The sequence below is a fragment of the Nonomuraea sp. NPDC051941 genome (assembly GCF_044593615.1).
In genome coordinates this window covers 35,797-61,731 of sequence record NZ_JBIUCF010000063.1, presented here as the reverse complement: position 1 = coordinate 61,731, position 25,935 = coordinate 35,797, and the positions used below count along the sequence as shown (strand labels likewise).

26 protein-coding genes are annotated in these 25,935 nt (G+C 69.1%); 15 read left to right on the top strand and 11 right to left on the bottom strand.

What is annotated here, in order from left to right:
* Positions 1 to 438 precede the first annotated feature (438 nt).
* On the top strand, positions 439 to 2,082 hold the full coding sequence (locus ACIHFD_RS59130) for an NAD(P)H-dependent oxidoreductase subunit E (RefSeq protein ID WP_397374437.1): 1,644 nt from the start codon (positions 439 to 441) through the stop codon (positions 2,080 to 2,082).
* A complete protein-coding gene (fdhF, locus tag ACIHFD_RS59125; RefSeq protein WP_397374425.1) occupies positions 2,079 to 4,754 on the top strand; it encodes a formate dehydrogenase subunit alpha in 2,676 nt (891 codons plus the stop codon). The genes ACIHFD_RS59130 and fdhF overlap by 4 nt, the downstream gene beginning before the upstream one ends.
* Here the strand turns inward: fdhF and ACIHFD_RS59120 are convergent.
* A complete protein-coding gene (locus tag ACIHFD_RS59120) occupies positions 4,749 to 5,591 on the bottom strand; it encodes a universal stress protein (protein WP_397374424.1) in 843 nt (280 codons plus the stop codon). The genes fdhF and ACIHFD_RS59120 overlap by 6 nt on opposite strands.
* Positions 5,592 to 5,661: 70 nt before the next feature.
* On the bottom strand, positions 5,662 to 6,366 hold the full coding sequence (locus ACIHFD_RS59115; RefSeq protein ID WP_397374423.1) for a universal stress protein: 705 nt from the start codon (positions 6,364 to 6,366) through the stop codon (positions 5,662 to 5,664).
* A 234-nt stretch (positions 6,367 to 6,600) separates the two neighbouring features.
* On the opposite strand from ACIHFD_RS59115, the gene ACIHFD_RS59110 reads away from it, so the two are divergent.
* A complete protein-coding gene (locus ACIHFD_RS59110) occupies positions 6,601 to 8,022 on the top strand; it encodes an AAA family ATPase (protein ID WP_397374422.1) in 1,422 nt (473 codons plus the stop codon).
* An 11-nt stretch (positions 8,023 to 8,033) separates the two neighbouring features.
* Here the strand turns inward: ACIHFD_RS59110 and ACIHFD_RS59105 are convergent, their stop codons facing one another.
* A complete protein-coding gene (locus ACIHFD_RS59105) occupies positions 8,034 to 8,303 on the bottom strand; it encodes a DUF1876 domain-containing protein (RefSeq protein WP_397374421.1) in 270 nt (89 codons plus the stop codon).
* Positions 8,304 to 8,487: 184 nt separating this feature from the next.
* Between ACIHFD_RS59105 and ACIHFD_RS59100 the strand changes: the two genes are divergently transcribed.
* Genes ACIHFD_RS59100 through ACIHFD_RS59055 form a run of 10 tightly spaced genes read left to right on the top strand, consistent with a single transcriptional unit; the run spans position 8,488 to position 16,827 of the window.
* The gene (locus ACIHFD_RS59100) at positions 8,488 to 9,432 is read left to right on the top strand and encodes a universal stress protein (RefSeq protein ID WP_397374420.1); all 945 of its coding nucleotides are present in this window, start codon (positions 8,488 to 8,490) and stop codon (positions 9,430 to 9,432) included.
* A gap of 59 nt (positions 9,433 to 9,491) precedes the next feature.
* The gene (locus ACIHFD_RS59095) at positions 9,492 to 9,926 is read left to right on the top strand and encodes a hypothetical protein (RefSeq protein WP_397374419.1); all 435 of its coding nucleotides are present in this window, start codon (positions 9,492 to 9,494) and stop codon (positions 9,924 to 9,926) included.
* Positions 9,923 to 10,801, top strand: coding sequence for a hypothetical protein (locus ACIHFD_RS59090; protein WP_397374418.1), 879 nt, complete (start codon positions 9,923 to 9,925; stop codon positions 10,799 to 10,801). Before ACIHFD_RS59095 ends, ACIHFD_RS59090 begins: the two co-directional genes overlap by 4 nt.
* A 34-nt stretch (positions 10,802 to 10,835) precedes the next feature.
* A complete protein-coding gene (locus ACIHFD_RS59085) occupies positions 10,836 to 12,101 on the top strand; it encodes a V-type ATPase 116kDa subunit family protein (RefSeq protein ID WP_397374417.1) in 1,266 nt (421 codons plus the stop codon).
* Entirely contained in the window at positions 12,086 to 12,427 is a 342-nt protein-coding gene (locus ACIHFD_RS59080) for an ATP synthase subunit C (RefSeq protein WP_397374416.1), read from the top strand. The genes ACIHFD_RS59085 and ACIHFD_RS59080 overlap by 16 nt, the downstream gene beginning before the upstream one ends.
* A 6-nt stretch (positions 12,428 to 12,433) precedes the next feature.
* Positions 12,434 to 12,646, top strand: a complete 213-nt coding sequence (locus tag ACIHFD_RS59075) for a V-type ATP synthase subunit F (RefSeq protein ID WP_397374415.1) — start codon at positions 12,434 to 12,436, stop codon at positions 12,644 to 12,646.
* A gap of 5 nt (positions 12,647 to 12,651) precedes the next feature.
* Positions 12,652 to 13,155 carry a V-type ATP synthase subunit E family protein gene (locus ACIHFD_RS59070; RefSeq protein WP_397374436.1) on the top strand — a complete coding sequence of 168 codons (504 nt, stop codon included), beginning with the start codon at positions 12,652 to 12,654 and terminating at the stop codon, positions 13,153 to 13,155.
* The gene (locus ACIHFD_RS59065) at positions 13,143 to 14,819 is read left to right on the top strand and encodes a V-type ATP synthase subunit A (protein ID WP_397374414.1); all 1,677 of its coding nucleotides are present in this window, start codon (positions 13,143 to 13,145) and stop codon (positions 14,817 to 14,819) included. The genes ACIHFD_RS59070 and ACIHFD_RS59065 overlap by 13 nt, the downstream gene beginning before the upstream one ends.
* The gene (locus ACIHFD_RS59060) at positions 14,816 to 16,189 is read left to right on the top strand and encodes a V-type ATP synthase subunit B (RefSeq protein WP_397374413.1); all 1,374 of its coding nucleotides are present in this window, start codon (positions 14,816 to 14,818) and stop codon (positions 16,187 to 16,189) included. The genes ACIHFD_RS59065 and ACIHFD_RS59060 overlap by 4 nt, the downstream gene beginning before the upstream one ends.
* A complete protein-coding gene (locus tag ACIHFD_RS59055; protein WP_397374412.1) occupies positions 16,186 to 16,827 on the top strand; it encodes a V-type ATP synthase subunit D in 642 nt (213 codons plus the stop codon). The genes ACIHFD_RS59060 and ACIHFD_RS59055 overlap by 4 nt, the downstream gene beginning before the upstream one ends.
* Here ACIHFD_RS59055 and ACIHFD_RS59050 read toward each other — a convergent pair.
* The 7 genes from ACIHFD_RS59050 to ACIHFD_RS59020 form a co-directional block, all read right to left on the bottom strand.
* Positions 16,775 to 17,251 (bottom strand): pyridoxamine 5'-phosphate oxidase family protein, encoded by a 477-nt coding sequence (locus ACIHFD_RS59050; protein WP_397374411.1) that lies wholly within the window; start codon positions 17,249 to 17,251, stop codon positions 16,775 to 16,777. The two genes, ACIHFD_RS59055 and ACIHFD_RS59050, sit on opposite strands and share 53 nt — an antisense overlap.
* Before the next feature lie 68 nt (positions 17,252 to 17,319).
* A complete protein-coding gene (locus ACIHFD_RS59045) occupies positions 17,320 to 18,000 on the bottom strand; it encodes a CBS domain-containing protein (RefSeq protein ID WP_397374410.1) in 681 nt (226 codons plus the stop codon).
* A gap of 410 nt (positions 18,001 to 18,410) precedes the next feature.
* Entirely contained in the window at positions 18,411 to 19,217 is an 807-nt protein-coding gene (locus ACIHFD_RS59040; RefSeq protein ID WP_397374409.1) for a sigma 54 modulation/S30EA ribosomal C-terminal domain-containing protein, read from the bottom strand.
* Positions 19,186 to 19,530, bottom strand: a complete 345-nt coding sequence (locus tag ACIHFD_RS59035) for a hypothetical protein (RefSeq protein ID WP_397374408.1) — start codon at positions 19,528 to 19,530, stop codon at positions 19,186 to 19,188. Before ACIHFD_RS59035 ends, ACIHFD_RS59040 begins: the two co-directional genes overlap by 32 nt.
* An 87-nt stretch (positions 19,531 to 19,617) precedes the next feature.
* Positions 19,618 to 19,953 carry a hypothetical protein gene (locus ACIHFD_RS59030; protein ID WP_397374407.1) on the bottom strand — a complete coding sequence of 112 codons (336 nt, stop codon included), beginning with the start codon at positions 19,951 to 19,953 and terminating at the stop codon, positions 19,618 to 19,620.
* 231 nt (positions 19,954 to 20,184) lie between these two features.
* Complete coding sequence (locus ACIHFD_RS59025; protein WP_397374406.1) at positions 20,185 to 21,564, bottom strand: MBL fold metallo-hydrolase RNA specificity domain-containing protein; 1,380 nt, start codon at positions 21,562 to 21,564, stop codon at positions 20,185 to 20,187.
* 17 nt (positions 21,565 to 21,581) lie between these two features.
* Entirely contained in the window at positions 21,582 to 22,271 is a 690-nt protein-coding gene (locus ACIHFD_RS59020) for a CBS domain-containing protein (RefSeq protein WP_397374405.1), read from the bottom strand.
* A gap of 344 nt (positions 22,272 to 22,615) precedes the next feature.
* Here ACIHFD_RS59020 and ACIHFD_RS59015 point away from each other — a divergent pair, with 344 nt between their 5' ends.
* Positions 22,616 to 22,921 carry a Glu/Leu/Phe/Val dehydrogenase dimerization domain-containing protein gene (locus ACIHFD_RS59015; protein ID WP_397374404.1) on the top strand — a complete coding sequence of 102 codons (306 nt, stop codon included), beginning with the start codon at positions 22,616 to 22,618 and terminating at the stop codon, positions 22,919 to 22,921.
* 208 nt (positions 22,922 to 23,129) lie between these two features.
* Here ACIHFD_RS59015 and ACIHFD_RS59010 read toward each other — a convergent pair whose 3' ends face one another.
* Positions 23,130 to 23,414 carry a DUF1540 domain-containing protein gene (locus ACIHFD_RS59010; protein WP_397374403.1) on the bottom strand — a complete coding sequence of 95 codons (285 nt, stop codon included), beginning with the start codon at positions 23,412 to 23,414 and terminating at the stop codon, positions 23,130 to 23,132.
* 1,063 nt (positions 23,415 to 24,477) lie between these two features.
* Between ACIHFD_RS59010 and ACIHFD_RS59005 the strand changes: the two genes are divergently transcribed.
* Positions 24,478 to 25,815: a phosphoribosyltransferase family protein gene (locus ACIHFD_RS59005; protein ID WP_397374402.1), complete on the top strand. Its 1,338-nt coding sequence runs from the start codon at positions 24,478 to 24,480 to the stop codon at positions 25,813 to 25,815.
* Positions 25,816 to 25,935 lie beyond the last annotated feature (120 nt).

The window sequence follows — 25,935 nt, the reverse complement described above, 5'->3', positions numbered from 1 at the left end:
TGCATCCGGTACCTAGGTAGCGACGGCGAGCACGTGCTCTGGGACTGCGCGGTCAGCGACAGTGACGCCGCACGGGCACTGTTGGAGGAGTACTACCTCCTGCCTGAGACCGCTCCTCAAACCCTCGACGAGCTGGGAAGACGCCTGGCCGCCAAGACGGTGCACTCCATCACCGAACCGTACGGAACCGTGCATCAGCTGGTTCACGGCCCAGCCTGACCTGAACCCATCGACCAGGCCAACCGCCCTGCCCGACAGGCTGGGTCGTCGTCCGCTTGTGTGAGCCATGGACCAGCAGGGGCTTGCTGCTGTGGCTGACTCCTGACGCACGCGGTCGGCGGAGAGATCCCCAGGTAGGACCATGTGAGCGTGTGTCTGTTATCCGGGAAATGGGCAGGAAGAAATTCGTGATGCGATCCTTTCGATGCATTCCGCGCCCTGGCTGAGCGGCGCGGGCGACCAGGTGTCCGCCTGATCGAGGCTCTTTCCGAAGGTGCCGAGGAGCACGAGGGAGGGCCTGAGCGCTGGGCGCCGGAGGTGGCCAGGCGGTTCGGGCTGCCCGCGGCGGCGGGGCTGGGTCCGGCCACCTTCTACGCGGACCTGGCCGTCCCGCGCGGGCGCCGCCATGTGCGGGTCTGCGCCGCGACCGCGTGCTTCGCGGCGCAGGCGGGCCGGCATCTGCCTGCCATCCAGGACGTGCTCGGCGTCACGGCTGATGACGCTCCCAATCGGGAAGCCGACGTCTCCTTGCAGACGGTCCGCTGCCTCGGTTACTGCTACGCCGGACCCGCCTGCCTGGACGGCGAGACACCCTGCGTTGGCCCGGACGTCGTCGACCAGGTGGCCGGACGGGCGGCCCCGCACGCACCGCCGATCCCGGCGTCCGATGCCACCGGCGACCCGGTCGTACTGGCCGGGATCGTGGCAGGTGAAGCCCCGTGGCGGACCTGGGCGGAAACCGTCGACCGGCGCTCGCCGGAGCTGGTCCGGTCGCAGGTCGCGGCCTCCGGGCTGCGCGGCCGGGGCGGCGCGGGCTTTCCCGTGGCGGCCAAGTGGGCGGCGGCGGGCGGCTCGCCGGACACGGTGGTGATTGCCAACGGAGACGAGGGTGACCCCGGCTCGTATGCCGACCGGCTGCTAATGGAGGTCGATCCGGACCGCGTGCTGGAGGGGCTGGCGCTGGCCTGCTTCGCCTGCGGGGCTCGCCGTGGTCTGGTGCTGGTGCGTTCGGAGTATCCGCGGGCACTGGCGGCGATGCGTCAGGCCGTGGAACAGGCGCGCGCGGACGGGCACCTTGGCCGAAGGGTGCACGGCAGCGACGTTGATCTGGACGTGGAGGTGGTGGCGGGCGCCGGTTCGTATGTCGCGGGTGAGGAGACGGCGCTGATCGCAGGGCTGGAAGGCGGTCGTGGCTGCGCGCGGGCTCGACCGCCGTTCCCGACCAGCCAGGGTCTGTGGGATGCGCCGACCGTGGTCAACAACGTCGAGACGCTGGCCGCGGTGCCGTGGATCGTCAGCCGCGGTGGCGAAGCCTACGCCCGCCGCGGCACGCCCGGAGAGACCGGTACGAAGCTGGTCTGCCTGTCGGAGCGGTTCGCCCGGCCCGGCTGCTACGAGGTCGAGCTCGGCGTGCCGGGGCGGTGGATCGTCACCGAGTTGGGCGGCGGCTTGAAGGAGGAAGTCGAGCTCGGCGTGCTGCAGGTCGGCGGCCCGCTCGGTGGGTTCCTGTCAGAGACGGACCTTGATGTGCCGCTCACGGAGGCGGGGCTGGCGGGTCATGGCGCGGCGCTGGGTCATGCCGGGTTGGTGGCGGTTGACCGGCGACTGGACCCTCTGGATGTGCTGCGGCACGTGTGGGCGTTCGCCGCGGCGGAGAGCTGCGGTGCCTGCTCGCCGTGCCGGGTCGGCTCCCGCCGTGGGCTGGAGCAGGCCAGGGCCGGTACCCCACCGGGTGACGCTTATACGCGCATGCTGAATGTGATGGGTGAGGCCAGCCTGTGTGCGTTCGGCCGCCGGTTGCCGCCTGCGGTGCGGAGCCTGGCTCGCGCCTACGGTGACCGTCTGCGGGGGTGGGGCGGATGAGGGTCACAGTGGACGGTGCCGTCGTCGATCTCCCCGAGGAGGCGACGCTGCTTCTCGCGGTTCGGGCCGCGGGTCTCGATCTGCCCACACTCTGTCATGACGACCGGCTGACGCCTGCAGGCTCCTGCCGGGCCTGCCTGGTACGCATCGACGGGCGCGTGGTGGCGGCCTGCGTGACCCCCGCGGTGGACGATGCCCAGGTGAGCGTCGAGGAAGAGGATCTGCGCCGGTTGCGGCATGACGCTGTGGAGGTGATCGTCTCAGCGCTTCCGTCCCAGGCGCTGGAGGGGGACGGCGAACTGGCCCGGGTGTGCCGGGCCTTGGGCATCGGGCCGGAAGACACTGGAGGCGGTGCCGGTAGAGGCCTGGACCGCTCCCATCGGTTCGTCCATCTTGATCGGGATCTGTGTATCGCCTGTGGCCGCTGCGTGCGCATGTGCGCCGAGGTCCAGGGCACGTTCGCGCTCACGCTGGTGGGGCGCGGCTCGGAGACGGTGGTCGCGCCCGGCACCGGTGGCCCCTGGGCGGAATCGGACTGCGTCGCGTGTGGCGGCTGCGTGGATACGTGCCCCACCGGCGCTCTCACCGAGCCGGGGCTGCCGCTCGGGACCCACCTGGCCGCGCTCACCCGTACGCGTACCACCTGCGGATACTGCGGCGTCGGTTGCGCGCTCGACGTGCTGACCCGCGACGGCGAGGTCGCCGCGGTGCGCCCGGCCGAGGACGGCCCGGTCAACCGGGGGCACGCGTGCGTGAAGGGTCGCTTCGCCCACGGGTTCCTGCGCTCTCCGGAACGGCTCACCCAGCCGCTGCTGCGCCGCCGTTCCGGGCTGGAGCCGGTGAGCTGGGACGAGGCGCTCGATCACATCGCCCGCGGGCTGCGGGCCGCGGTGACCGAGACGGGCCCCGACGCGGTGGCGGCGATCACCTCGGCCCGGGCCACCAACGAGGAGAACTACCTGATCCAGAAGTTCATGCGAGTCGTCATCGGCACCAACAGCATCGACAACTGCTCGCGGCTGTGCCATTCCCCGTCCGCCGCCGGGCTGACCGCCGCGTTCGGCCTGTCCGGCGGCACCGACGCCTTGGAGGACGTCGAGCGCGCCGACTGCCTGCTCGTGGTGGGTGCGAACCCCGTCGAGGCGCACCCGGTCGTCGGGGCGCGGCTGCTCCAGCGGGTGCTGCACGGCACGCGGCTGGTCGTCGCCGACCCGCGGGCCGTCGGGCTCGCGGGCTACGCCGACGTCCACCTGCGGCCCCGCCCCGGGACCAACGTCGCCCTGTTCAACGGCCTGGCCAACGTGCTGCTCACGCAGGGCTTGGCCGATGAGGAATTCCTGCGGCACCGCGCCAGTGGCTTGCCAGAGCTGACCGCGATACTCGCCGACTACCCGCCCGACCGGGTGGCCGCGATCACCGGCGTACCCGCAGAGGATCTGGTCGCCGCGGCGCGCCTGTACGGGATGGCCAAGCGGCCGGCCATCGTCTACGGGCTCGGCGTGACCGAACACCTGCACGGCACCGACGGCGTGCGCACCCTGGCGAACCTGGCGATCCTGCGCGGCGCGGTCGGCACCGGCCACGGCTTCGGCGTGAACCCCCTCAGAGGGCAGAACAACGTCCAAGGAGCCTCCGACATGGGCGCCCTGCCCGACCTGCTGCCCGGCTACGGAAGGGTCACCGACCGCGTCGCGCGCGGCCGGGCCGAGCAGGTGTGGGGCACCCGGCTACCGGACCACGACGGCCTGCGCATCCCGCAGATGTTCGCGGCGGCACGCACAGGGGCCCTGCGCGCCCTGTGGATCATCGGAGAGGACGTGTGCGCCACCGACCCCGACACCAACCGGGTCATCGAGGCCCTGGAATCCTGCCCGCTGGTCATCAGCCAGGAACTGTTCCTGTCCGAGACCGCCCGCCACGCCGATGTGGTCCTGCCCGCCGCGTCCTGGCTGGAGAAGGACGGCACCTTCGTCAACTTCGACCGGCGCTTCCAGCGTGTGCGGCCCGCTCTCGCCCCGCCCGGCCAGGCCCGCACGGACTTCGCCATCGTGCACGCGATCGCCGCCGCCTACGGCGCCGACCTGGGCTGCCCGACCCCCGCCGAGGCGCTGGCCGAATGCGGCCGGGTGGCGCCGATGTTCGCCGGGATCTCCCACCAGCGGCTGGATCGCGAAGGCGCCATCCCCTGGCCGTGCCCCGATCCCGAACAGCCCGGGGAGACCAAGCTCTACCTGGACGGATTCGCCACGCCGGACGGGCTGGCGCACCTGGCCGCCCGCCCCTACCTGCCGCCCGGCGAGAGCCCCGACGACGACTACCCTCTGATCCTCATCACGGGCCGCCGGTGGGCGCACTACAACTCCGGCAACATGACCCGGCGCTCCGGCACCATCGAACTCGACCCTTTGGACCACCTCGACCTGCACCCCGCCGACGCCGCCCGTCATGCCGTCCGCGACGGCGACACGGTGCTGGTCGAAAGCCGGCACGGGCAGGCCACGTTCCCGGCGCGGATCACCGAGGAGGTCACGCCGGGCCAGCTTTTTTGCACCTTCCATTTCTCCTCCAGCCGGGCGAACGCCCTCACCTCCGATCATGCCGACACCGTGACCTCATGCCCGGAGTACAAGGTCACCGCCGTACGCCTGCGCGGCGTTACCAGGTGCTCATGACTCCTTGCCACGTGGCCGTACCACGGCGACCGGGCAGTGAGCGCGGTGCAGCACGCCGTGACTCACCGAGCCGAGCACTGCGGAGGCGAAACCGCCCAGCCCGCGCGAGCCGACCACGACCAGGTCCGCCGTGCCGGAGGCTTTGATGAGCGCGGGCACCGGGTGCTCGCGCACCTGCTGGTCTGCGATCTCGACGTCGGGGTGGTCTTTCCGCCATCGGATCACCCGCTCCCGAGCCGTGCGGGCCTCCTCCTGGAACGAGCCCTCCAGCAGGTTGCCGTAGTCCGGGGCGTACGCCGAGACGATCGGCGCCTGCCAGGCGTAAACGGCGAGCAGTCGTGCGCTGCGGGCACGAGCCTGCTCGATGGCGTACGCCACGGCTTCCCGCGCGGCTTCGGAGCCGTCGTCGCCGACCACGATCTGGCCCTGCTCGACGGCTACGGGTGCGCGGACGATGACGACCGGCCCGGCGGCATGGCCCGCGACCCCCAGGCCCACCGAGCCGAGCATCAGCCCGGCGAATCCCCCCGATCCTCGGCTCCCCAGCACCAGGGAATCCGCTGACGCCGACTGGCCGATGAGCGTTTCGACCACGTTGCCTTCGAGCAGTTCCGTGGTCACCTCGACCTCCCCGCCCACCGCGCGAGCGCTGTCGGCGGCGGCTTCCAACGTGCCGAGGCAGTACTTCCTGCTGTCGAAGCCCTTGGGCCCGTGTTCGCACACGTGCACGATCTTCAGCGGCAGCCGTCTGCGCCGGGCGTCGGCCGCAGCCCACTCGACCGGCGCGCACGATGGCTTGGAGCCGTCCACACCGACCACGATTGGTCCGGCCATCATCCGCCCCCTTCCTACAGCTCCACCTCCTGCTTCCCGAAACGGGCATCCGCGCACCCACCACGAGTCCACATCACCCTTCGGACACCACCGCCACCGGGCATGGTGCGTGCTGGAGGAGCGAGTCTGCCGCGCCGAACCAGCCGGCGCGCTTGCGCCCGACGACCATGAGCGTCGCGTGATAAGGAGCCTCGCCGGGCTGGACGCGGACTTCCGGATGCCGTGCTGCCCACTCGGTCAGGTCCACCGAGGCGGACACTGGCACCTGACGCAGGGCGGCCTCCCCAAACGCGAACTCCAGGACGGAGGCATCCGGCTCCCTGTCGGCCACGACGATCGGTCCCGGATCCGTCGGTGCCGGTAGGGGGCCCGGGCCGCGTACCACGATCACGGGGCATTCGGCATGAGCGGCGACATATCCGGCCACCGAGCCCATGACGGTCCTGGGCAGGGCGCTCAGCCCGCGGGAGCCCACCACGACGAGCGTGGCGGCGCCGGAAAGCTCGACCAGGCGCTGAGCGGCGGGGCCTTCATAGAGGTCAGTCTCGACCTGTACCCCCGAACTGGTCGAGCGGGCGCACTCGGCGCCGTGCCACAACACGTGATCGGCTGCCTTGCGGAGGTGGGATTTGGCCTCCTCCTCCGCGTCGCCGTACGGCCACTGCCAGGCGTGGGTGAGCGTCAATGGCAGCTTGCGGAGCTCGGCCTCGTCCAGCGCCCAGTCCAGGGCCTGCATCGCGAAGTCCGAGCCGTCGTAGCCGAGCACGATGTGGTCCATGTCCTTTGCGCTCCTTTCGCGGGAGTCATCACCTTCAGTGTCGGAGCCCTCCCGGAGCCCGCCGTAGGGTCGGGCGACCCGGCCCGGCGGGACCTTGGTCCCTGGCTCTCGACGCGGCAATTGCCAGGGACCTTCGGCCCCGGCCGGAGGGCCGTCCGGCACTGCCAGGCGCGCCTGTCGTGCGGAAACGTCAGGTCTACAGGGCGCTGTCCTGCATCTGAACGGGAGTCCAGCATGCCTGACGGATACGACGTGCTGTTGCGCGACGGCGGCATCGCTCATGTGCGCCCCGCTCCGCCCGCCGATCGCGAGGGCCTGCACGAGCTGGTGGTGTTCCTGGTCGGCGACCACGCCTACAAGCTGAAGAAGCCGGACAACTTCGCGACGTTGCACGCCAGGCAGGAGGCTTGCCGGCGCGAGGTCGAGCTAAACCGCAGGCTGGCCCCTGACGTCTACGAGGGCGTGGCCAGTGTGCTCGGCCCGGACGGCACGGTCTGCGAGTACCTGGTCGTGATGCGTCGCATGCCGGAGGAACGCCGCCTGGCCACGCTCGTGCGGGCAGGCAAGCCTGTGGAGGAGCATGTCCGCGCGGTCGCCCGGCAGCTCGCCGAGCTGCATACGAAGGCCCGACGCGGCTCGCAGATCGATCAGGAATGCGGCATAAGATCTCGATGGACGGCTGCCGTCGAGCGGGTACGCGGCATTGCCGGCGCCACGATCGAGCCGGCCATGCTGGATGAGATCGAGCGCCTCGTGCTGCGTTTCCTGGACGGCAGGAGCTCCCTGTTCGAGGCGCGAACAGCTGAGGGCCGCATCGTCGAGGGCCACGGCGACCTGGTGGCCGAGGACATCTTCTGCCTCGACGACGGGCCGCGAATCCTCAGCTGCCTGGACTATGACGAGCGGCTGCGTTTCCTCGACGGGCTGGACGACTCCGCCTTTCTCGCCATGGACCTGGAATGGCTGGGCGCGCCGCGGCTGGCCGACCTATTTTTGCGGTGGTACGTCGAATTCAGCGGCGATCAGGCACCCACGGCCCTGTGGCACCACTATGTCGCGTACCGGGCCTTTGTTCGAGCCGAGAACGCCTGTGTGCGCCATTCGCAGGGTGACGTGGACGCCGCGTGGGAGGCGCGGCGGCTCGCGGAGCTGGCGCTGCGCCATCTGCACGCCGCCACCGTCACGCTGGTCCTGGTCGGAGGCCCGGTCGCGAGCGGGAAGACGACCCTGGCCCGCGCGCTGGCCGACCGGCTCGGCTTCACCTTGCTGCGCAGCTCGGACGTTCCGCCCGAATCCGAGGTCTATGCCGAACTAGTTTCGCGTGCCGAGCGATTGCTCGGCCAGGGCGAGTCGGTCGTTCTGGACGCTTCCTGGGCCGATGAGCAATATCGCGCGATGGCCACGCAGGCGGCCGACCGGACCTCGAGTAATCGGGTCTCACTGCTGTGCACTGTCATGCCGCAACTCGCCGCCACACGGCTCGCCACCCGTGAGACACCGTCGTCTGCCCCGGCCATGTCGCCGTGGCCGGACGCGATCGAAATCGACACGGGCATCCCCCTGGAACAGGCACTGATGCGCGCGCTGAGCGCCGTTCATCCCCCTGAGCTCAACATGCGCTGGCGTTTCCAGAGACCTCAAATGGAACCTGACTAAAAGCGGCCGGTTCACCATGAGCGGCCCGGGGCCGGGGAACTGGCGATCTCAGCGATGTCTCGTTGCGTGACGACGGCGAGCTTCCCGGCCAGATCGGCCAACGCCCGCGAAGCCGCCAACTCGTCTCCGATCTCGGGCACTGACGGATCCGCAGGGTTGCGGTGGGCGCGACCGGTGCCGGTCAGCCCTGTGCCGTCCCTGGTGGTCAGTACGGCTCGTGCGCAGGTGTTGTCGCCTTCCTCGCTGATGTAGACCTGCACGGTCCACTGCTTGGCTTCCATGATCGCAACCTCCTTCACGGCTCCATCTCATCGGCTTCTCGCGACGAACGGCAGAGGCGAAGGTCCGCGATCCGGCTGGACGAAGGCCCCTGATCAGGGGCTCCCTCGGACGTGTTGATCTTCCTTTCCCAAGGTTTGGCCGTCTGCCGGGTCTTGTACGTCCTCGGCGGGAAAGGCGTTCACCATGTCGACGTGGTCCGAAACAGAGGTCCCAGTGGTCAGGGCGGAAGAGCGGGTCATCGTTGTCGGCTATGACGAATCGCCGGGCAGCGAGCAAGCGCTGCGCTGGGCGGTGGAGGAAGCGCAATTGCGCAAGCTTCCCCTGGCGGTGTGCCATGCCTGGCATTGGCCTTATCTTCGGCGTCCCGTCGACAAAGAGGTTCTGGGCCAGTTGAGGGCCACCGGCACCGCTGTGGTGGAGGAAGGCATACGTCGCGTGCGAGAACTGGCGCCTGCTCTCGATGTCCGGCCCTTGTTGGGGAAGGGCGTAGCTACGGCGGTACTCCTGCAGGCGGCGCGCAACGCCGAGCTGGCGGTGCTCGGATCGCGGGGGCAAGGCGGCTTCGAAGAACTGCGGGTGGGATCGGCGGCCGTACAGGTGCCTGCGCACAGCGTCAGGCCTGTCGTCATCGTCGGTCCTGGAAAAGTGCCGGAGAGGGAGGGCAAGGCGCGGATCGTGGTCGGTGCCGACGGGTCTCCCGCTGGGCAGGGAGCCCTGGAGTTCGCCTTCGAGGAGGCGGAGCTGCGTGACGGCTCGGTGACGGTGGTGTGCTGCTGGCAGGATGCCGGTGATTTGTCCGGGCAGGACGGTCTGCCCTTCGTGGATCGCAGAGCGCTCCGGGTCAACGCGGAAGCCTGCTTCCGGGGCGCGGTCGCAGCGCTGATCTGCCGGTACCCGGACGTGCCGGTCACGACGGAGTTCGTAGCCGGGCGCCCCGAACGCGCCGTTATCGACGCAGCGCGGGACGCGACGCTCCTGGTTCTGGGGAGTCGTGGCATCGGCTCGACGCCCACGACGCTCGTGGGGCCGGTCACCCAGGCTGCGCTCGCAGCAGCCGGATGTCCCGTCGCTGTGACACCACCCCCGTGTGCTGACCCGTCGGTTGGCGGACATTCGGCCGTGAACTGACCGACTTTTGGCTTTGCCGGGGGCATTACCCAAGGTGAGGGGACGTGGGGAGGTGAGTGATGGTCCGGCTGGGCGATTTCCTGGCACGATTCCGTCCCTCCGGCGTGCCCGGGGCCGCGGCACCCGCAGGTGTCCCCGCCGACTATGTGGCCGACCAAGCCGAGGAACTGGCGCCGGTCTTTTCGGCGCTCACCGACTGCCAGGCCGCGTGCGTGAACGAGCGAGAACACGCCCAGCGCCGTGCCGACTGCATGCGGGCGCGCGCTCACGATCAGGCTGCGGCCATCGTCGCCTCGGCCCACGCGGAGGCGGATGCGGAGCGTGCACGGTCATCGGCTCTTGCCCGTCAGAGCCACGCTCAGGCGGTTGCGGAGTTCCTGCGGGAGGCCTCAGCCGCCGCTGAGGGTGTCCGCACGCGCTCGGCCGGCCGGATGCCGGAGATGGTGGCCCGGGTGACCGATATGGTCAGGTCCTTGGCCGATGACCGGCCATGACCGCTTCGTGGGTCGCGGGGGCGACACGTGCCAGGGCTCTCGTCCGGCGGAGGGCGGGGACGGCGTGTGCTCGGCGCATCGCGGCGTGCGGGTCCGTACGCGAGGCGGTGGCTCTGCTGGGCGACACGCCGTATGGACATGACGTGCGGCGTGGGCACAGCCTGGCGGAGGCCCAGTGGGCGGTCCTGGCGACTCTGCTGTGGCATCTGCGCGTTCTGGCCGGTTGGCTGCCACGGGAGGGCGGGCAGATGGTCCGCGGGCTGGCGCGCTGGTTCGAGCTTGCCAACGTGGACGAGCTGATCTGCCGACTTACGGGAGGCGAGGCAGAACCCGAGTTCGCTTTGGGCTCGCTGGGCACCGCGTGGCAGAGACTGCGGTTGTGCGGATCCCTTAGCGAGGTACGGGCGGCCCTGGCCGCTTCCCCGTGGGGAGACCCGGGCGGTGCAAGCCCTCGTGAGATCCAATTGAGCATGCGCCTGGCCTGGGCCGAACGGGTCATCGAGACCGTTCCGCAGGCCAGGCCGTGGGCTTTGGGAGCGACCGCGCTGCTGCTCGCCCGTACGCATCAGGCAGAAGGTGCCAGGCTGGCCGAACGCTGCCGCGTGCTCGTCGGGCAAGGCGCGCTTGACGCGTCCTCGATACGCGAGATGGCCGAGCGGCTTCCCACGGCGGCACGCTGGGTGCTCCACGAGATCGAGGATCCGCGTGAGCTCTGGCGAGGTGAGGAGCGCTGGTGGCAGCGCGTGGAAGACGACGGGCGCGACCTCCTGGCCGGGGCGGGATTCACGGCAGGACCGGCCCTCGGCGCGGTCGCCGTCCTGGCGGCGGACGCCAGGCGGGTGCGCGCCGCCCTGGAACAGGCCGCATGGCGGTGACCGTGATGCGCTCACCCGATCGGGGACTGGCGCCATGAGCTGGCGAGAGGCGCTGCGACCCGTCCGCATGGAGCGGGTGGCGATCGTCGCCCCCGTCTGCTCGCTGGACGACGTGCTGAGGATCGTGGGCACAGCCGGGGTCATCGAGCTGTCCACACCCCCTGATGCCCAGCTGCAGGCGGTCTCGAAGACCGCCGTCGTCCGTGGTGAGGTGGCAGCGCTCGCCGGCTGGATGCCCGCCAAAGTCGTCTCCGAACTCGCGGGCCAGGTGGCACCCGAAGGCGGGGCCGTGGTGCCGCTCGCCCGCCCCCGGGGCAAAGAGGCCCCGTCCCTGCTGCGCTCCGAAGGGCTGCACGGCAACCTGGCCCCGCTCGTCAACACCTACGGGACGACGCCGTACGCCGACATCGACCCGACCCCGCTGGCGGTCGGCGCGTACGTCCTGATGTTCGGCATGATGTTCGGCGACGTCGGGCACGGTTTGCTGCTGCTCGTTGCGGCGGTCGGGCTGTATCGTAAGCGCCCGCGATGGCTGTCCCGCCTCCATCGGGCGTGGCCGTTCGTCGTCGGCGCGGGACTGGCGAGCATGGTCTTCGGCCTGCTCTACGGCGAGTTCTTCGGCCCCACAGGCGTCGTCCCCGTGCTCTGGGTCCGGCCGCTGGCCGACCCGATCGCCCTCCTCGCTGCTGCTCTGGCGGGCGGTGCGCTGCTGCTCGCCGCCGCCTACCTGCTGGGCGTCGTGAACCGGTGGCGGGAGGGCGGCTGGCCGGCCGCGCTGTACTCTCCGGCAGGGGTCGCAGGTTCAGCACTGTTCTTCGGGCTGGCGCTCGCCTTGCTCGGGTGGTACGCGAGGCTCGCTTGGCTGGCCGCCGCCGGCAGCGTGATCGCAGTGGTGGGCCTGGGCTTGGCTTTCACCGGGTTCTACGCCGGAGCGGGAGGCGGCGCGAGCGGAACCGCCCAAGCGATGATCCAGCTCTTCGACGCGGTCGTCCGGCTGGGCGCCAACGTCGCCTCCTTCGCCCGCCTCGCCGCCTTCGGCCTCACCCACGCCGCCATCGGCTCGATCGTCTGGAGCGCGACCACCGGGCTGTGGGCCGCCACCCCCGTCGCCGCAGCGGCGATATTCCTGCTGGGCAACGTGCTGGCGCTGACGATCGAGGGGCTCGTGGCCGGTGTCCAGGCGCTCCGTCTGGAGTACTACGAGCTGTTCTCCAGGGTCTTCCAAGCCGAGGGACGGCCCTTCCGCCCCTGGCACCTGCCGCCGACGTCCAAGGAGGCCGCCCCATGTTCGTCTGGGTGAAACGAGGACTGCACGCACTCAACGCGGCCATCGCGCTCGCCGCGATCATCCTCCTCATCTGCGCCGTGACCGCGGGCTCCGCTCAAGGAACGGCGACCGTCGACCCGGCCGGCGGCAACTGGGCGGCCCTGCTCGGCGCGGCCATCGCGGTCGCCAGCTCGGCGATCGGCGCGGGCATCGCCGTCGCCTACACCGGAGCGGCTGCGCTCGCCGCGATGAGCGAGAGGCCCGAGCTGTTCGGACGGGCCATCGTCATCGTGGGCCTGGCGGAAGGGATCGCCATCTACGGGCTCGTCATCGGCATCATCCTCATCGGACGGGCTTGACCGGCCATGGCGACCGTCGCCGTCATCGGTGAGACCGTCCGCGTGGCGGGCTTCCGGCTCGCCGGAGCGGTCGTCCTTCCGGCCGAAACCCCCGACGCCGCTCGTGCGGCGTGGGCCTCCCTCGGTGACGACGTCGCCGTGGTGATCCTCACTCCGGAGGCGGCCGAGGCCGTCAGCGAGAAGGCCGGTGAGCGGCTGACGGTGGTGATGCCGCCGTGACGACCATGCGGGATGCGCTGGCGCCGCTGACCGAAGCCCTGTCCAGGCAGGCCCAGATCGACGCCCGGGCGATCACGGCCAGAGCTGAGGAAGAGGCCGCCGAGCTGATCACGGCTGCCCGCCAGGAGGCCCGGACCATCCTCGCCGACGCCCGTGCCGACGGAGCCGCCCAGGCCAAGGCGGATGCGGTCACCGAACGGATCCACGCTGAGCGCCGAGCCCGCGGCATGGAACTCGCCGCTCGACGGGAGGCCCTGGACGAACTGCGCGCACAGTCGGCCGCCGCGGTCAGGGCCCTGCGTGACGATCCCTGCTACCCCAGGCTTCTCGATCGGCTGAGCGCCCTGGCCCGCGCCGCCGGGGGAGCGGACCTGACCGTCAAGGAGCAGCCTGACGGGGGCGTGCTGGCAGAGGGGCACGGCCGGCGCGTCGACTGCACGCTCAGCGCGCTGGCCGTACGAGCCGTGGACGCGCTCGGAGCGGAGGTGGAGCGGCTGTGGGCACCGTGACCCGGGTCAACGGCCCCTTGGTCGAAGTCGAGGACCTCGCCGGCGCGGCCATGTTCGAGCTGGTCCTGCTCGGACCCCACAAGCTGCCGGGTGAGATCGTCACGCTGAGAGGTGGCCGCGCCACAGTGCAGGCATATGAGTACACGGGAGGCCTGGCCCCTGGAGATCCCGTCGACCGGGGCGGATCTCCCGTCTCGGCCGTGCTGGGGCCTCATCTGCTGGGCGCGGTCTACGACGGCCTGCTCCGGCCGCTCACCGGCGCGGGCCCTTGGCTGGACCCGGCCTCGCCCACGCTCGCATCCGTCGCTCGCTCATGGCGGTTCACGCCGCTCGTCGAGCAGGGACGAAAGGCGCCGCCGGGCACGGCCATCGGGCGCGTCGAAGGCGCAGGCTCGCTGGCCTACCTGGTCCTGTCGCCGGGAGGCGAGGTCTCCGCCATCCGGCAGACGGGCCGCTATCCACACGATGCCGCGGTCGCCGTCGTCGGCGGAACCGAGGTCCGGCTGACCCGCCGGCAGCCGGTGCGTCGCGCGCTGCCGTACGCGTCGCGGCTGGAGGAGACGGTGCCGCTGGTCACGGGGCAGCGGGTCATCGACCTGCTCCTGCCCGTGTGCCTCGGGGGCACCGCGGCTGTGCCCGGAGGGTTCGGCACGGGCAAGACCGTGCTCCTCCAGCAGATCGCCAAGTGGTGCGACGCCGATGTGGTGATCTACATCGGCTGCGGGGAGCGCGGCAACGAGATGGCGGATGTCGTTGCCGAGCTGGCCGAGTTGCCGGACCCGCGTACCGGCGGGCGGCTGTCCGACCGGACGGTGGTGATCGCCAACACCTCCAACATGCCGATGATGGCGCGCGAGACCAGCATCTACACGGGAGTCACTGTCGCCGAACATTTCCGCGACATGGGCTACGCCGCGGTGGTCATCGCCGACTCGACCTCACGCTGGGCCGAGGCCCGCCGGGAATTCGCCTCCCGCAGCGGGACCCTCCCGGCTGAGGAGGGCTATCCGGCGGACCTCGCCTCCGCCCTGGCGGCGTTCTACGAGCGAGCCGGTCGGGTCGTCACGCTGGGCGGCGCCACCGGGTCGGTGACGATCATCGGTGCCGTCTCGCCCCCGGGCGGCGATCTGACCGAACCCGTCACGGCGCACACGGAGCGGTTCGTGCGGACGCTGTGGGCCCTGGACCGCGATCTCGCCTACGCACGGCACTATCCGGCGATCTCCTGGCGCGAATCCTTCTCCCGCGACGCCGATGCCTTGACGCGAGGCGCTCCCGAGAACGCGGCCCGCCGCGCGCGCGTGGGCGGTCTGCTGGCTGAGGCCGACCGGTTGACCGCGCTGGCCGAGCTGGTCGGAGCAGGCGCTCTGCCCGCCCGCGAGCGGATCGGCCTGCTGGCCGGGCGCCTGCTGCGGGAGGGCTTCCTGCGGCAGAGCTCGCTGAGCAGGCTGGACGCGTACTGCCGGCCCGAACGGACCGCCCTCATCGCCGACGCGCTCCTGGCGATCCTGGCGCGCTGCCAGGACCTGGTCGAGCACGGCGCGCCCGCCGCCGCGGTCGAAGCTCGCGACTTCTCTCCCATCCTGCGTGCCAAAGAGGCGCCGGAGGAGGAGATCGCGGCACGGCGCGACATCGTGCTGAACGATCTGGAGACGCTGCGGTGACCGCGTGGGCTCCGGTCGAGCACACCGGCGTGGCGGAGCTACGCGGGCCCCTCATCGTCGTCCAGGGAATCCACAACGTCGGCTGGGACGAGTACGCCACGATCGTGCTGGAGTCCGGCGAGCGCAGGCACGGCTTGGTCCTGGACGTCGACCGGGACCTCGCCGTCGTGCAGGTCCTCGAGGGCACCGGAGGGCTCAGGGCGGAGACGACCCGGGTCACCTTCACCGGAAGCCCGCTGCGCATCCCGGTCGGCGCCGGATGGCAGGGGCGCGTCTGCAACGGGCGCGGCCGGCCACTGGACGGCGGTCCTCCGATCTTCGGCGACCACAGCGCCCTGGTGGCCGGCTTCCCGATGAATCCCACGGTGCGAGAACCTCCCGCCGAACCCGTGATCACCGGCGTCTCCGCCATCGACGCGCTGACCACCCTGGTCCGCGGCCAGAAGATCGCCGTCTTCGCCGAAAGCGGCCTGCCCCACCTGGAGCTCGCCGCCCAGGTGGCCGCCCAGGCCCACGCCGGTGGCACGCCGTTCAGCGTCATCTTCGCCGCCATGGGGCTGACCCACGGTGACGCGGGCACGGTGCGCGACATCCTGGAGAGGCGTTCGTCGGCTGCGGAGCTGACGCTGCTGCTCAACCTCGCCGACGACCCCGTGATCGAACGGCTGCTCACGCCGCGGATAGCGCTGACCGTCGCCGAGCATCTGGCGTTCGTCCTGCGGCGTCACGTTCTCGTCGTGCTGGCCGACATGACGAGCTACTGCGAAGCCCTGCGCGAGGTCTCCGCCGCCCGCGGCGAAATTCCGGCCCGCCGGGCCTACCCCGGCTACCTCTACAGCGACCTGGCCTCCATCTACGAGCGGTGCGGCCGCATCCGGGGACAACCCGGCTCCATCACCGTGCTGCCCGTGCTGAGCATGCCCGCCGGAGACATCACCCATCCAGTGCCCGACCTCACCGGATACATCACCGAAGGCCAGATCCTGCTGAGCCGCGAGGTGACCTCGTACCCGCACATCGACCCGCTGTCGTCCCTCTCCCGCATGATGCGCGCGGGAGTCGGCGCGGGACGGACCCGGCCCGAGCATCTGGACCTGGCCGCGCAGATCCAGGCAGGGCTGTCTCGCGCCCGGCAGGCCGGTGAGCTCGCCGACCTGGTGGGGGAGAGTGCGCTGAGTCCGGCCGACCGCCGCTACCTGGCCATGGCCGAGGCCTTCCGGACACGCCTGCTGGCCCAGAGGCCCGACGAGGCCCGCACTCTGGAGGAGACCTTCGAGCGGGCCTGGCACGTGGTCTCCGCGCTGCCGAGAAACGAACTGTCGATGCTCAGCGAGGAAGCACTGGAAGCCGGATACAAGGGAGCGCCATGAGACTACGGATCCCGCCTGGCCGGGCGGGGCGGATGTGGCTCCGCCGCCGCTTGACCGCGGTCCGGCACGGGCTCGACGTACTCGACAGGAAGCTGCGGATCTTGCGGCGGGAACAGGACCGGCTCGCCAAGAACGCGGCACGGACCCAGGCTGAATGGTCCGACGCATGCCGGGCCGCCGACGAGTGGCTCCTCCGCGTGACCCGCCTCGGTGGCCAGCGCGCTGTACGCCTGGCGGCCGCCGCCCGCCTCGCCGAGGTGCAGGTGCACTGGGCCGACGCCGTGGGAACGAGCTATCCGGCCCGGGTCTCCTGCATGCTCCCCGACCTCGACGCGGCGGTTCCCCTTCCGATCACTACCGCTCTCGTCCCCGCCAGACACGCCTACCGCGCTGCCTTGCTCGCCGGGCTGGAACACGCGATCGCCGCGGAGGGCGCACGAATCATGACGGCCGAGACAGCTTCGACGAACCGCAGGATCCGCGCACTCAAAGATCGCCTCCTTCCCCTGCTGGAGGAGTTGCTGGCCGCCGTCGAACTGTCGCTGGACGAGATGGAGCGAGCCGACACCGACCGCGCACGCCGCATCAGCGGCTCCAGACCACAGCTACCGGACCGTCTGAACCGTGACCATCGATGATGCGGCGGCCGGACACCTGCTCGGCATCGACCACGATGTAGTGGTCCCGGCTCCCCGGCGCCCAGGCCGTCAATGGCAGCGCCATCAGGCGGTTGATCTCCTCCAGGTCGGTCACGGCCCGCGCACGTCCCACTGTGGTGACAGACCAGCCGGTACGGAGTTCGGGATCGAACTGGTCGACCTCGAAGGCAACTACGGCGTGCCGGGTGGCGATCGCCAGCTTCGACCCGATCGAGGTCCGGATCACGATGGAATGGCCGTCGAGATGGAAGTTGACCGGCTGCACGGCTGGAAGGGCGTTGTCGGTGAACACGATCCGCCCGATCGGTGCCGTGGACAGCAGGCTCAGGCACTCTTCCGGAGAGAGCTCCTCAAGCCCGAACGAGTTGAGTTGCGTACCCTCAACATCCCCGCTCGGGATCATCCGCGTGGGAGGTGAAAATGTCTCGTATTCCCGCTGGCCCGCGCCAGGAAGTCGCGCACCGGGCATGGCTATTCGGCCTGCCACGCGGAGTCGTCGATCTTCCAGGCCAGTTCGTCGGCCACGCTGATGACGCCGTTGACGTTTCCGACCACGCGGACGGCAATGGCGGCCTCGGCGCGGCGTTCCAGCCGGCCGGACAACGTGACCACGCCTTCGTTCACCGAGACGGTCACGCCGGAGGTGTCGAACCACAGGGTGCGGCCAAGGATGTCGTCGCGGACCTCGGCGGCGATCTCCTCGTCGCCACGCAGGAACAGCTTGACGAGGTCGCAGCGGCTGACAATGCCCTGCAGCCGGCCGTTGTAATCGATGACCGGCAGTCGTTTGACACCGTGGGCCTCCATGATGCGAGCGGCCGCCACCGCCGACGCCTCAAGAGGGACGGTGACGGCGGGACTGGTCATCAGGTCGGCGGCGGTGTCGCCCCTCGCCTTCTGACGGCTCTTGGGATGGAGCAGCCGGGTGCGCAGCGGCGGGCGGTAGCCCTCGTGGTAGAACTGCTCGCGAAACTCCTCTTTGCACAGCAGGTCGGCTTCGGAGACCACGCCGATCACGTGGTTGTCGTCGTCCAGAACCGGAACGGCGCTGACGCCGTTGCTGACGAGCATTTCGGCGAGCTCCTTGAACGGGGTGGCGGCGGTGACGGAGACGACCTTGCTCGTCATCACGTCCTCAACGGTCATGCTCATGGCCGGTCAACTCTTTCCTGCTCCTGTACGAAGACGCCTCGTACTTCCCGGTTGCTTTCATCACAGCTCCAGGCGAAGGCGGGAAACAGGGCCAGAAGTCCCTAGGGGTGGTGACCAGCGTCCATGACCATCGCGACACCGGAGCCCTTGCTGGGACTTTCGACGCGCGCAAGCTGCCGCCAAGCCGCAGGTTCCTGGTCACTGCGGGCCTGGCCACGTGCCTCGATTGCTCAGGCGGTCGCACAGGTATTCACGGAAGGACTGGCTGGCGTGGCCAGGTAGCAGGGCGACCTTTGAAAGGCTCCGGCTGCTTGTGCATCGGAGTGCGCAGTGGCGAGTTCGTGACCGATCTCTGTAGCCGGTAGACCTTCCGACAGCAGGCGTGACCAGCGTCGAGGAGGCCCGGCTGATCACCTGCTGGGCATGATGAGGCCGTAGTGGCCGCCGTAACGATGGTAGGCGAGGCTGCCCCGCCCAGTGCTGGCGTCGGCGAAGAAGACGAACGGCATACCGGTGGTTTCCAGACGCTCGACCGCTTCACTGACGGAGAGGACGGGTGCTGGAACAGGGCTGACCGTGAGTGGGATCGACACCGGGCCGAGTTTGTGGGGCATGGGGGCGATCTGTGCGAGCCGGTAACCGTCCCGGCTGTGGTAGATGACGCTGTCCTGGCCGGTCTCCGCCTCGGTGAACAGGTAGAAGTCGTAGTCGAACTGTTCCATGTCGAAGGCCGCCTCATCGGGCGTAGCCCAAGTCAGCTCGTAGGCCTTGTGCCGGACGATCTCGCGTTCTCCTCCGATCCGGGGGGAGTAGGGCAGCGGGCGACGGTGAGGACTGGAGCGCCGCCACTCGTGGTCGACGTCCTCCGGGCGTCGCCCACGCAGGTTCTCCCCGTCCCTGCCAGCATGGCGCAACCGGACTCGGAGCCGGTCGCCGAGCAGCCGGATGGCTTGGTCCATGGACTCGGCGACCGCCTGAGCACGGACGAACTGCCCGCTGACGTTGATGTTCGCCTGCGCGGTGCACGGACAGAACACAACTGGATCGGCCGTGGCACTGAGCTTGACCCGGGCAAAGAGCACCGGCTCGTGGGCGAACGATGTCGCTGCCGCCACCACCACGCGGGCATCGTCGACCGCACCGGGCGAAATGGCGCCGCGTGTTTCCACCTGCACCTCGCGGGGGTCAAGCGTCACGGAGGCGTGTCGATTGCTCATGCTGTGTCACGTCCCTTCTGATGAAGCCGACAGCAAGCAGAAGTTCGTGGGCGAGCCGCGCGGCCTGCTCGGGGTGCACTTGCCCGGGCTCCTCCATCGGTCTGGCTTCCAGACCGTGCGCGAGAGCGAGAGTGGCTTCGGCCAACGCTTGGATCTGCTTTTCGGCTTTGCTGACCCGAACCTTGACAAGGTTCAGTTCGAGCTCGAGCGGATGCGTCTCCTCGGTTGCGGGAACCGCATCGGGCTTGGGTTGAGGCATCAGGACCATCTCCCAGGAAGCGTTCTCCTTTCCTACCCTTGCCAGGGTCGGCATTTGTATCACAGGGGCTTACGTCCTTCGGTGGCAGGTCCATGGTCCCCATCGACAAGGACCGCTCCGGTGCCCCGAGGTCTCCCGCATTCACGTCTGCAGTCGACGATCGCCCGCTCCGCGCTTGGCCGCTTGAACGGCGTCTTCGGAACATTCGATACGCACAGGCATCTGCATCGCCAGGCCATCGCGCCGGTCGACCAGGACCACACGCAATGCCCGGCGGAACCGCCAAGACGGCCGATACACGGCCGAGTGGCTGCTGCGCGGCACAGCTTGCCGCGCAGCAGCCCATCGCCAAATCTCGGCTCGCACCACTTCCACTGCGGGGGCGCCATACATGAGGCGAACGGGCGCGGCACTGCTCTTGTCACCCAGGCCCAGATGCGCATCCGTGGAACCCTTGGAAAGCATCGCGATCAGCACATATATCCGACAAAACACACAAAGTCAAACATATCTGCAATTTAACAGATGCAATTATTGTCGTTTCGTCACAACGCTCTTCGCCTTTCCCTGTGGCGCCGAGGAGGCAATAAGGGGGATGCCGGGAATATGGGCCGCGATCATCACAAGGTGTTCTTCGGCGGCTTCTGTCTGCGCTCGCATTGCCGATCACGGCACTTGGTTCTTCTTGATCCGCCAGACCAGAAAGACTTAGAGCAGAACGTGCTCGTCCGGAGCGGGGACGATCGCGTGCCAGCCGAGCTCATCGTGGATCCTGCCCCGCAGCGTGGCGGCCGCGTCAGGCTCGCCGTGGATGACGTAGGTCACCTGGGGCGGCCGGTGGGTGGTGCGCAACCACGCGATGGTCTCGTCGGCGTCGGAGTGTACGGAGAATCCCGGCAGGTTCACGATCTCGGCTCGTACGGACACGTAGCGGCCGTGGATCTTGAGTGCGGTGGCGCCGTCCGCGAGGGCTCGTGAGCGGGTGCCGAGCGCGGCGAAGCCCACGATGAGCACGGTCATGCGCGGGTCCGGCAGCAGGTGGCGTAGGTGATGCAGGACTCGGCCGCCGGTGGCCATGCCGGAAGCTGAGATGATGATCGACGGCTGGTCGGGTTCGTTGACGCTCATCGACTCTTCGACGGTGCGCAGCTCCCGCAGCCAGCCAGGGTCCAGGACATCGCGGGTGAGCCCGGGCCGAAACTCTGGCGAGCCGGCGGCGATCGCCTGCAGGTACACGTCACGGGCGGCCAGTCCCATGGGGCTGTCCACGTAGACCGGAACCTTGGCGATCATGCCCTTCTGCCGCAGCTCGTGCAGCCGGTAGACGATGACCTCGGTACGGTCGACGGCGAAGGCGGGGATGAGGACCGAACCGCCGCGGCGCACCGTCCGGTTGATGGCCACGGCCAGGTTCCACAGCGTGCGGGAGTCGTCGTGGCGGCGGTTGCCGTATGTCGACTCGACGAGCAGGATGTCGGCCCCCTGGAGCGGCTCCGGTGGCTGGAGCAGCGGATGGGCGGCGCGACCCAGATCTCCGGTGTGGACCAGCGTCGCGCCTGCGGGCAGGGTGATCTCGCTCCACGAGGAGCCGAGGATGTGCCCGGCCCGGTGCAGGCGGAGCCCGATGCCGTCCAGTTCGGCAGGCTCCTCGTGCGCCAGGGGTACGAACAGCTCCAGGGTCTTCTCGACGTCCTTCTCGTTGTAAAGCGGCAGGGCCGGACGGTGACTGGACCAGCCGTAGGCGTTGGCGTGTTCGGCCTCGTCGGCCATCAGCCGGGCGCTGTCGCGCAGCACGATCGCCGCCAGCCGCGCCGTGTCCTGCGTGGTGCGGACCGTACCGCTGAAACCCTGCCGCACCAGCGCGGGCAGATAACCGCAGTGATCCAAATGCGCGTGACTGAGCACCACCGCCGACACGGACGCCGCCGGGACCGGGAACGTGGCCCAGTTCCTGCGCCGCAGCTCCCGCTGGCCCTGGAACAGCCCGCAGTCGAGCAGCACACGGTTCCCGTCGGGCAGTTCGAGCAGGGACTTGCTCCCCGTCACGGTGCCGACGCCGCCGAGGAAGGTCAGCTTCGGCGACCCCATACCGCTCCTCCCGCTTGTCATGCCTGTGCGTCGTCGTGTTTCCACTGGAGTTGGTCGATCACATCGACCACTCCGTCAACGCGTGCGATCAGCCGTACGGCGAGCAGCGCCCGGCTGCGGCGGTCCATACAGCCGCTCAGCGTCACCACTCCCTGATGCACCTCGACGTTGACGTCCGCGGTCTCCACCAGTAGCGAGCGATTCAGGACGTCCTCGCGGAGCTCGTGCGCGATGTCGGCGTCGGCGCGCACGAACGCTTTGAGCAGGTCGCGTCGGCTGACGACGCCTTGCAGCGTGCCGTCGTCGTCGACGACGATCAGGCGTTTGATGCCGTGCTCGTCCATCCGGCGGGCGGCCATCACGGCCGAGGCGGTGGCGGGCACGGTCACGGCGGGCGCGGTCATCAGCTGCGCTGCCGTGTTCCCAGTGGCCTTGCGCTGGAGGTCGGGTCCTTCTTCGGACAGGCGGTGGCGCAGGCGGGCGCGCAGCGGTGGTTTGTAGCCCTCCGCGTAGTAAGCTTCGCGAAACTCCTCCTTGCGCAGCAGATCCGCCTCAGAGACCACACCCAGAACGTGGTTCTCAGCATCAACCACCGGCACGGCGCTGACGCCGTGCGCTATGAGCACTTCGGCGATGTCCTTGAACGGCGTGCTGCCGTTGACCGAGGCGACCTCGGTGGTCATGATGTCCTGAACTTTGACTCGCATGGCCGCTCCTCCCTTCGAGACATCCCTGCCCTCATCCCAGCTCGGGACGCGTCCTCGCAGGCAGGGGCGGAGGTCCCGCATAGTGAAGCCGTTCGTCAGGCGTGCTTCAGCGACCGTCCCCAGCGGCCCCTGGCCCGCTGGGGAATGTGAGGTCGTCGGTACAGGGCTTACTAGCTGGCCTAGGTCACGCCCGGTGACGCGGCCTTCGACATGAAGTAGCCCGACTATGACGTCCGCCTTCGCGTGAGCCGAACGATCATCGCTTATCGCAGGCAGTCGCTTATGAGGCGCCGTGCCAGAGCAGCCGATGACGTGAGAACGGACCAGGGAAGGAAGCGACTGTCATGCATGAAATCCATACCAGATGGGCGGCCGACAATCTTGGGCCGGTGACGGTGGTAGATCTGCGCCCCATGCCACGAATGCAAGCGGTCATGGTGGTGGACAGGCGCTGGGTGGGGTGCGGCTCACCCCGTTCGGTGGAGCCGGCCGAGGCGGTCCGCCTGGCCAGGGCGATGACCCTGAAGAACGCGGTCGCGGGCCTGCCATACGGTGGAGGAAGGCCGGGATCATGCTGGGAATTGAGCGGCTCATCAGGCGCAAGGCTTTGGCTTCCGCATCGTTCCCTCGTCGGCGTGCCCTCACGATAGCCGTTCTTGACATCCAGATAGGGAGGGTTCGACTTCCTGACCTTGCCTCGGTCATCCGGGCGATCGCACCACGCGCTCACGCAGCATCGGGCGGTTCCGCCGCCGTACGTGACGCGGCCGGAGAGTCCCGGAAGACATCATCGATGACGTCGCCGGCGGGTTCGCTCGAGTCTTCGCTGGCGCTGTCTCGCTCGGCCCGAGCTGCTGCTCAGGCGGGCGAGTAGGTGAGGCAGTCCGCCGCGTTCTCCACGTAACCGACCGTGATGTTGGGGGCCTTGCATTCAAACTGACTGTTGTGCTGACAATCGGACATCTTGCATGCGCCGACGTGGCCTACGGCGGTGGGATCGCCTCCTTTGGCCGGAGCGCTGAAGAAGGTGTCGCAGTGAGCATGACGGACGTCACCTATGGTGATGGCCAGTGCGTGGCAGCGGCGGTCGGTGTTGTACGCGCATGCTTCCGCTTGGCATGTGTTGACAACAGGCATCTCCATCGATAGTCCCCCGAACGTGGCGTAAGGCCGAGGCCAGTGGGCGGCTCCTAAGAGCCGCTCAGTGATGCTGCCCCGGTTTCCGAGGGTTGACTCTGTGCTGTCATCGAGCATGGTGAAGTCTTGACATTGACGGTGGTCGCGCAGTTCCGGCCACATGTGGAGCGGGTCGTCGTGCCAGGGGTGGGTCTGGGGCTGCCGTGCGGGGACGACATCCCCCCGAGTGCCGTCCCCGGTTGGACCCACCCTCGGCTACCGTCCAGAGGAAACCGGCGAAGGTGCTTCTGGATCGTGCCGGTCGGCCTTCCTGTGGGTCTGTTGAAGGCCGCAGATGTCAGCATGCGGTTCGGGGCCGCCGATGTGAAGCATCATGGCGAGGGTTCGGCAGAGGCATATCCAGTTTTGACCCGGGCAGGAGGCGACGGCCTCGCCTGGGCTTGATCTCGCTCATCTCCCCAGGCGGGGTTCTTGCGCGCGGCAGCCGAACTTTGTGCACGTCGTAGGGCAGTGTGCGCGAGACAAGAGGAAGTAGACAGATTCCACTGCCGAGGGACGCGAGTGCCCTGGGATCTACGGTCCTCGGGCAGCCACCCTCAGCAAACGGCAGCGGCGAGTGCTGATCGATGTCTACGAGTCGTTCCACGGGCAGGGCCCGGCCGGTATGCCGACCGGTGGAGCTCGCTCCACGGCGAAGATTCGCACAGGTTCGGCGATGGATGGCCACTCTTGCTCGGGCATCTCGTGGTCTGCTGCCTTACCGACCATCCGCCATGCCGACGAGGGCTTTTCGGCCGGCCAAGCGATAACCCCTCGATTCGGTGACGCTCAGGCACGCCAACGATCCTCACATGGCTCTTGAGGTGTTCCGCGCCGACCGGCTACAAGCCGCCGTCGTCGGCGAGGGCGATGAGCCGAGTCGTCCAAGCGGGCAGGTAGTGGCGGCCACGGCTCAGCGCGGATTCATGGAAAGGGACCTTAGGCCCTACCTCCGCACTCTCCTACCCCCAGATGGTGGAAAGGGGTGTTCCTTCACCGCTGCAGAGGGCTTGGGGAGGTGTGAGGCGTCATGTTCGTTGATCGTCATGATGCGGGTGTTCGTCTGGGCCAACGGCTGGCTGGACTCGTCACCGATGAGGATGTGGTCGTCCTCGGGCTGCCCAGAGGTGGCATGCCGGTGGCCTTCGAGGTGGCCCAGGCGTTGGGTGCGCCGCTGGATGTGATCGTGGTCCGAAAGCTGGGAGTGCCTTTCCAGCCCGAGCTGGGATTCGGTGCCGTCGGAGAGGGTGGCGTGCGTGTGATCAATGCGGATGTCGTCCGGTTGGTGGATGTGACGCGCGAGGAGATGTCCGAGGTGGAGGAGCGCGAGCGGGCCGAGGTGCTGCGCCGTGTTCGCCGCTTTCGCGGCGGTCGCGCACCGGTCGCCCTTGCGGGCCGTACGGTCGTCGTGGTGGACGACGGGATCGCCACGGGCAGCAGCGCTCGCGCCGCCTGCCAGGTGGCCCGTGCACGCGGGGCCGCACGAGTGATCTTGGCGGTCCCCGTCGGAACGCCGGACACGATCGCGAGCCTGCGTGAGGACGCCGACGAGGTGATCTGTTTGGAGACACCTACCGTTCTTTGGGGCATTGGCACCTGGTACGTCGATTTCACCCAGAGCGCCGACGAACGGGTGGTCGAGCTGCTGCAGCGGGCCGCACCTCCAGCCGCCAAGGGCGCAGTGCCCGGGAAAGAGCGGGCGGTGAAATCTGATCCGCCGGAGCCTGCCGACGAGGTGACGGTGGGTGCCGGTCCCGTCCGGCTGCCGGGGCAGCTCGTCATTCCGCAGGGGGCCGAAGGGATAGTGATCTTCGTGCACGGTAGTGGTAGCAGTCGGCACAGTCCTCGTAACCGTTACGTGGCCTCGGTACTCAACCGTGCGGGTCTGGGTACTTTGCTCTTCGACCTGCTCACGGTCGAGGAGGAGTACGACCGCGGCAACGTGTTCGACATCGAGCTGCTGGCCGGAAGGCTCGCGCAGGTGACGAACTGGCTCAGTGATCAGCCTTGGGCCGCGGTGCTACCGATCGGCTATTTCGGAGCCAGCACCGGAGCGGCGGCCGCACTGTGGGCTGCGGCGGAACCGGGCAGCCGGGTGGCCGCCGTTGTCTCACGAGGCGGACGGCCAGATCTGGCCGGAGCGCGACTGGCGGCGGTGCGGGCGGCGACGCTGCTGATCGTGGGTAGCTGCGACGAAGTGGTGATCGAGCTCAATCAGGCAGCACAAGAGCGGTTGACCTGTGAGAACCGGCTCGAGAGCATCCCTGATGCCACACACCTGTTTGAAGAGCCCGGGGCTCTGGAAGCCGTCGCCGACCTGGCACGAAACTGGTTCACCGACCATTTCAGCAGGACGCGCGTGGGATGAGAGCTTCCGGCGCTGTCTCCGCCAGCGCCGGGCCAGGGCCTGGGCCATGCACACATGGCTCTTGAGAAGAGCCTCATCGCATCTGCGCCATTGGGGCGAAAGTGGGGCACGCAATACAAC

What these genes read in the sequence shown, in the direction of transcription:
- fdhF (WP_397374425.1), top strand. Translation starts at nt 2,079, where the DNA reads ATGAGGGTCACAGTGGACGGTGCCGTCGTCGATCTCCCCGAGGAGGCG.
- ACIHFD_RS59120 (WP_397374424.1), bottom strand. Translation starts at nt 5,591, where the DNA reads ATGATGGCCGGACCAATCGTGGTCGGTGTGGACGGCTCCAAGCCATCG.
- ACIHFD_RS59115 (WP_397374423.1), bottom strand. Translation starts at nt 6,366, where the DNA reads ATGGACCACATCGTGCTCGGCTACGACGGCTCGGACTTCGCGATGCAG.
- ACIHFD_RS59110 (WP_397374422.1), top strand. Translation starts at nt 6,601, where the DNA reads ATGCCTGACGGATACGACGTGCTGTTGCGCGACGGCGGCATCGCTCAT.
- ACIHFD_RS59105 (WP_397374421.1), bottom strand. Translation starts at nt 8,303, where the DNA reads ATGGAAGCCAAGCAGTGGACCGTGCAGGTCTACATCAGCGAGGAAGGC.
- ACIHFD_RS59100 (WP_397374420.1), top strand. Translation starts at nt 8,488, where the DNA reads ATGTCGACGTGGTCCGAAACAGAGGTCCCAGTGGTCAGGGCGGAAGAG.
- ACIHFD_RS59095 (WP_397374419.1), top strand. Translation starts at nt 9,492, where the DNA reads ATGGTCCGGCTGGGCGATTTCCTGGCACGATTCCGTCCCTCCGGCGTG.
- ACIHFD_RS59090 (WP_397374418.1), top strand. Translation starts at nt 9,923, where the DNA reads ATGACCGCTTCGTGGGTCGCGGGGGCGACACGTGCCAGGGCTCTCGTC.
- ACIHFD_RS59085 (WP_397374417.1), top strand. Translation starts at nt 10,836, where the DNA reads ATGAGCTGGCGAGAGGCGCTGCGACCCGTCCGCATGGAGCGGGTGGCG.
- ACIHFD_RS59080 (WP_397374416.1), top strand. Translation starts at nt 12,086, where the DNA reads ATGTTCGTCTGGGTGAAACGAGGACTGCACGCACTCAACGCGGCCATC.
- ACIHFD_RS59075 (WP_397374415.1), top strand. Translation starts at nt 12,434, where the DNA reads ATGGCGACCGTCGCCGTCATCGGTGAGACCGTCCGCGTGGCGGGCTTC.
- ACIHFD_RS59070 (WP_397374436.1), top strand. Translation starts at nt 12,652, where the DNA reads ATGCGGGATGCGCTGGCGCCGCTGACCGAAGCCCTGTCCAGGCAGGCC.
- ACIHFD_RS59055 (WP_397374412.1), top strand. Translation starts at nt 16,186, where the DNA reads ATGAGACTACGGATCCCGCCTGGCCGGGCGGGGCGGATGTGGCTCCGC.
- ACIHFD_RS59050 (WP_397374411.1), bottom strand. Translation starts at nt 17,251, where the DNA reads ATGATCCCGAGCGGGGATGTTGAGGGTACGCAACTCAACTCGTTCGGG.
- ACIHFD_RS59045 (WP_397374410.1), bottom strand. Translation starts at nt 18,000, where the DNA reads ATGAGCATGACCGTTGAGGACGTGATGACGAGCAAGGTCGTCTCCGTC.
- ACIHFD_RS59040 (WP_397374409.1), bottom strand. Translation starts at nt 19,217, where the DNA reads ATGAGCAATCGACACGCCTCCGTGACGCTTGACCCCCGCGAGGTGCAG.
- ACIHFD_RS59035 (WP_397374408.1), bottom strand. Translation starts at nt 19,530, where the DNA reads ATGCCGACCCTGGCAAGGGTAGGAAAGGAGAACGCTTCCTGGGAGATG.
- ACIHFD_RS59025 (WP_397374406.1), bottom strand. Translation starts at nt 21,564, where the DNA reads ATGGGGTCGCCGAAGCTGACCTTCCTCGGCGGCGTCGGCACCGTGACG.
- ACIHFD_RS59020 (WP_397374405.1), bottom strand. Translation starts at nt 22,271, where the DNA reads ATGCGAGTCAAAGTTCAGGACATCATGACCACCGAGGTCGCCTCGGTC.
- ACIHFD_RS59015 (WP_397374404.1), top strand. Translation starts at nt 22,616, where the DNA reads ATGCATGAAATCCATACCAGATGGGCGGCCGACAATCTTGGGCCGGTG.
- ACIHFD_RS59010 (WP_397374403.1), bottom strand. Translation starts at nt 23,414, where the DNA reads ATGGAGATGCCTGTTGTCAACACATGCCAAGCGGAAGCATGCGCGTAC.
- ACIHFD_RS59005 (WP_397374402.1), top strand. Translation starts at nt 24,478, where the DNA reads ATGTTCGTTGATCGTCATGATGCGGGTGTTCGTCTGGGCCAACGGCTG.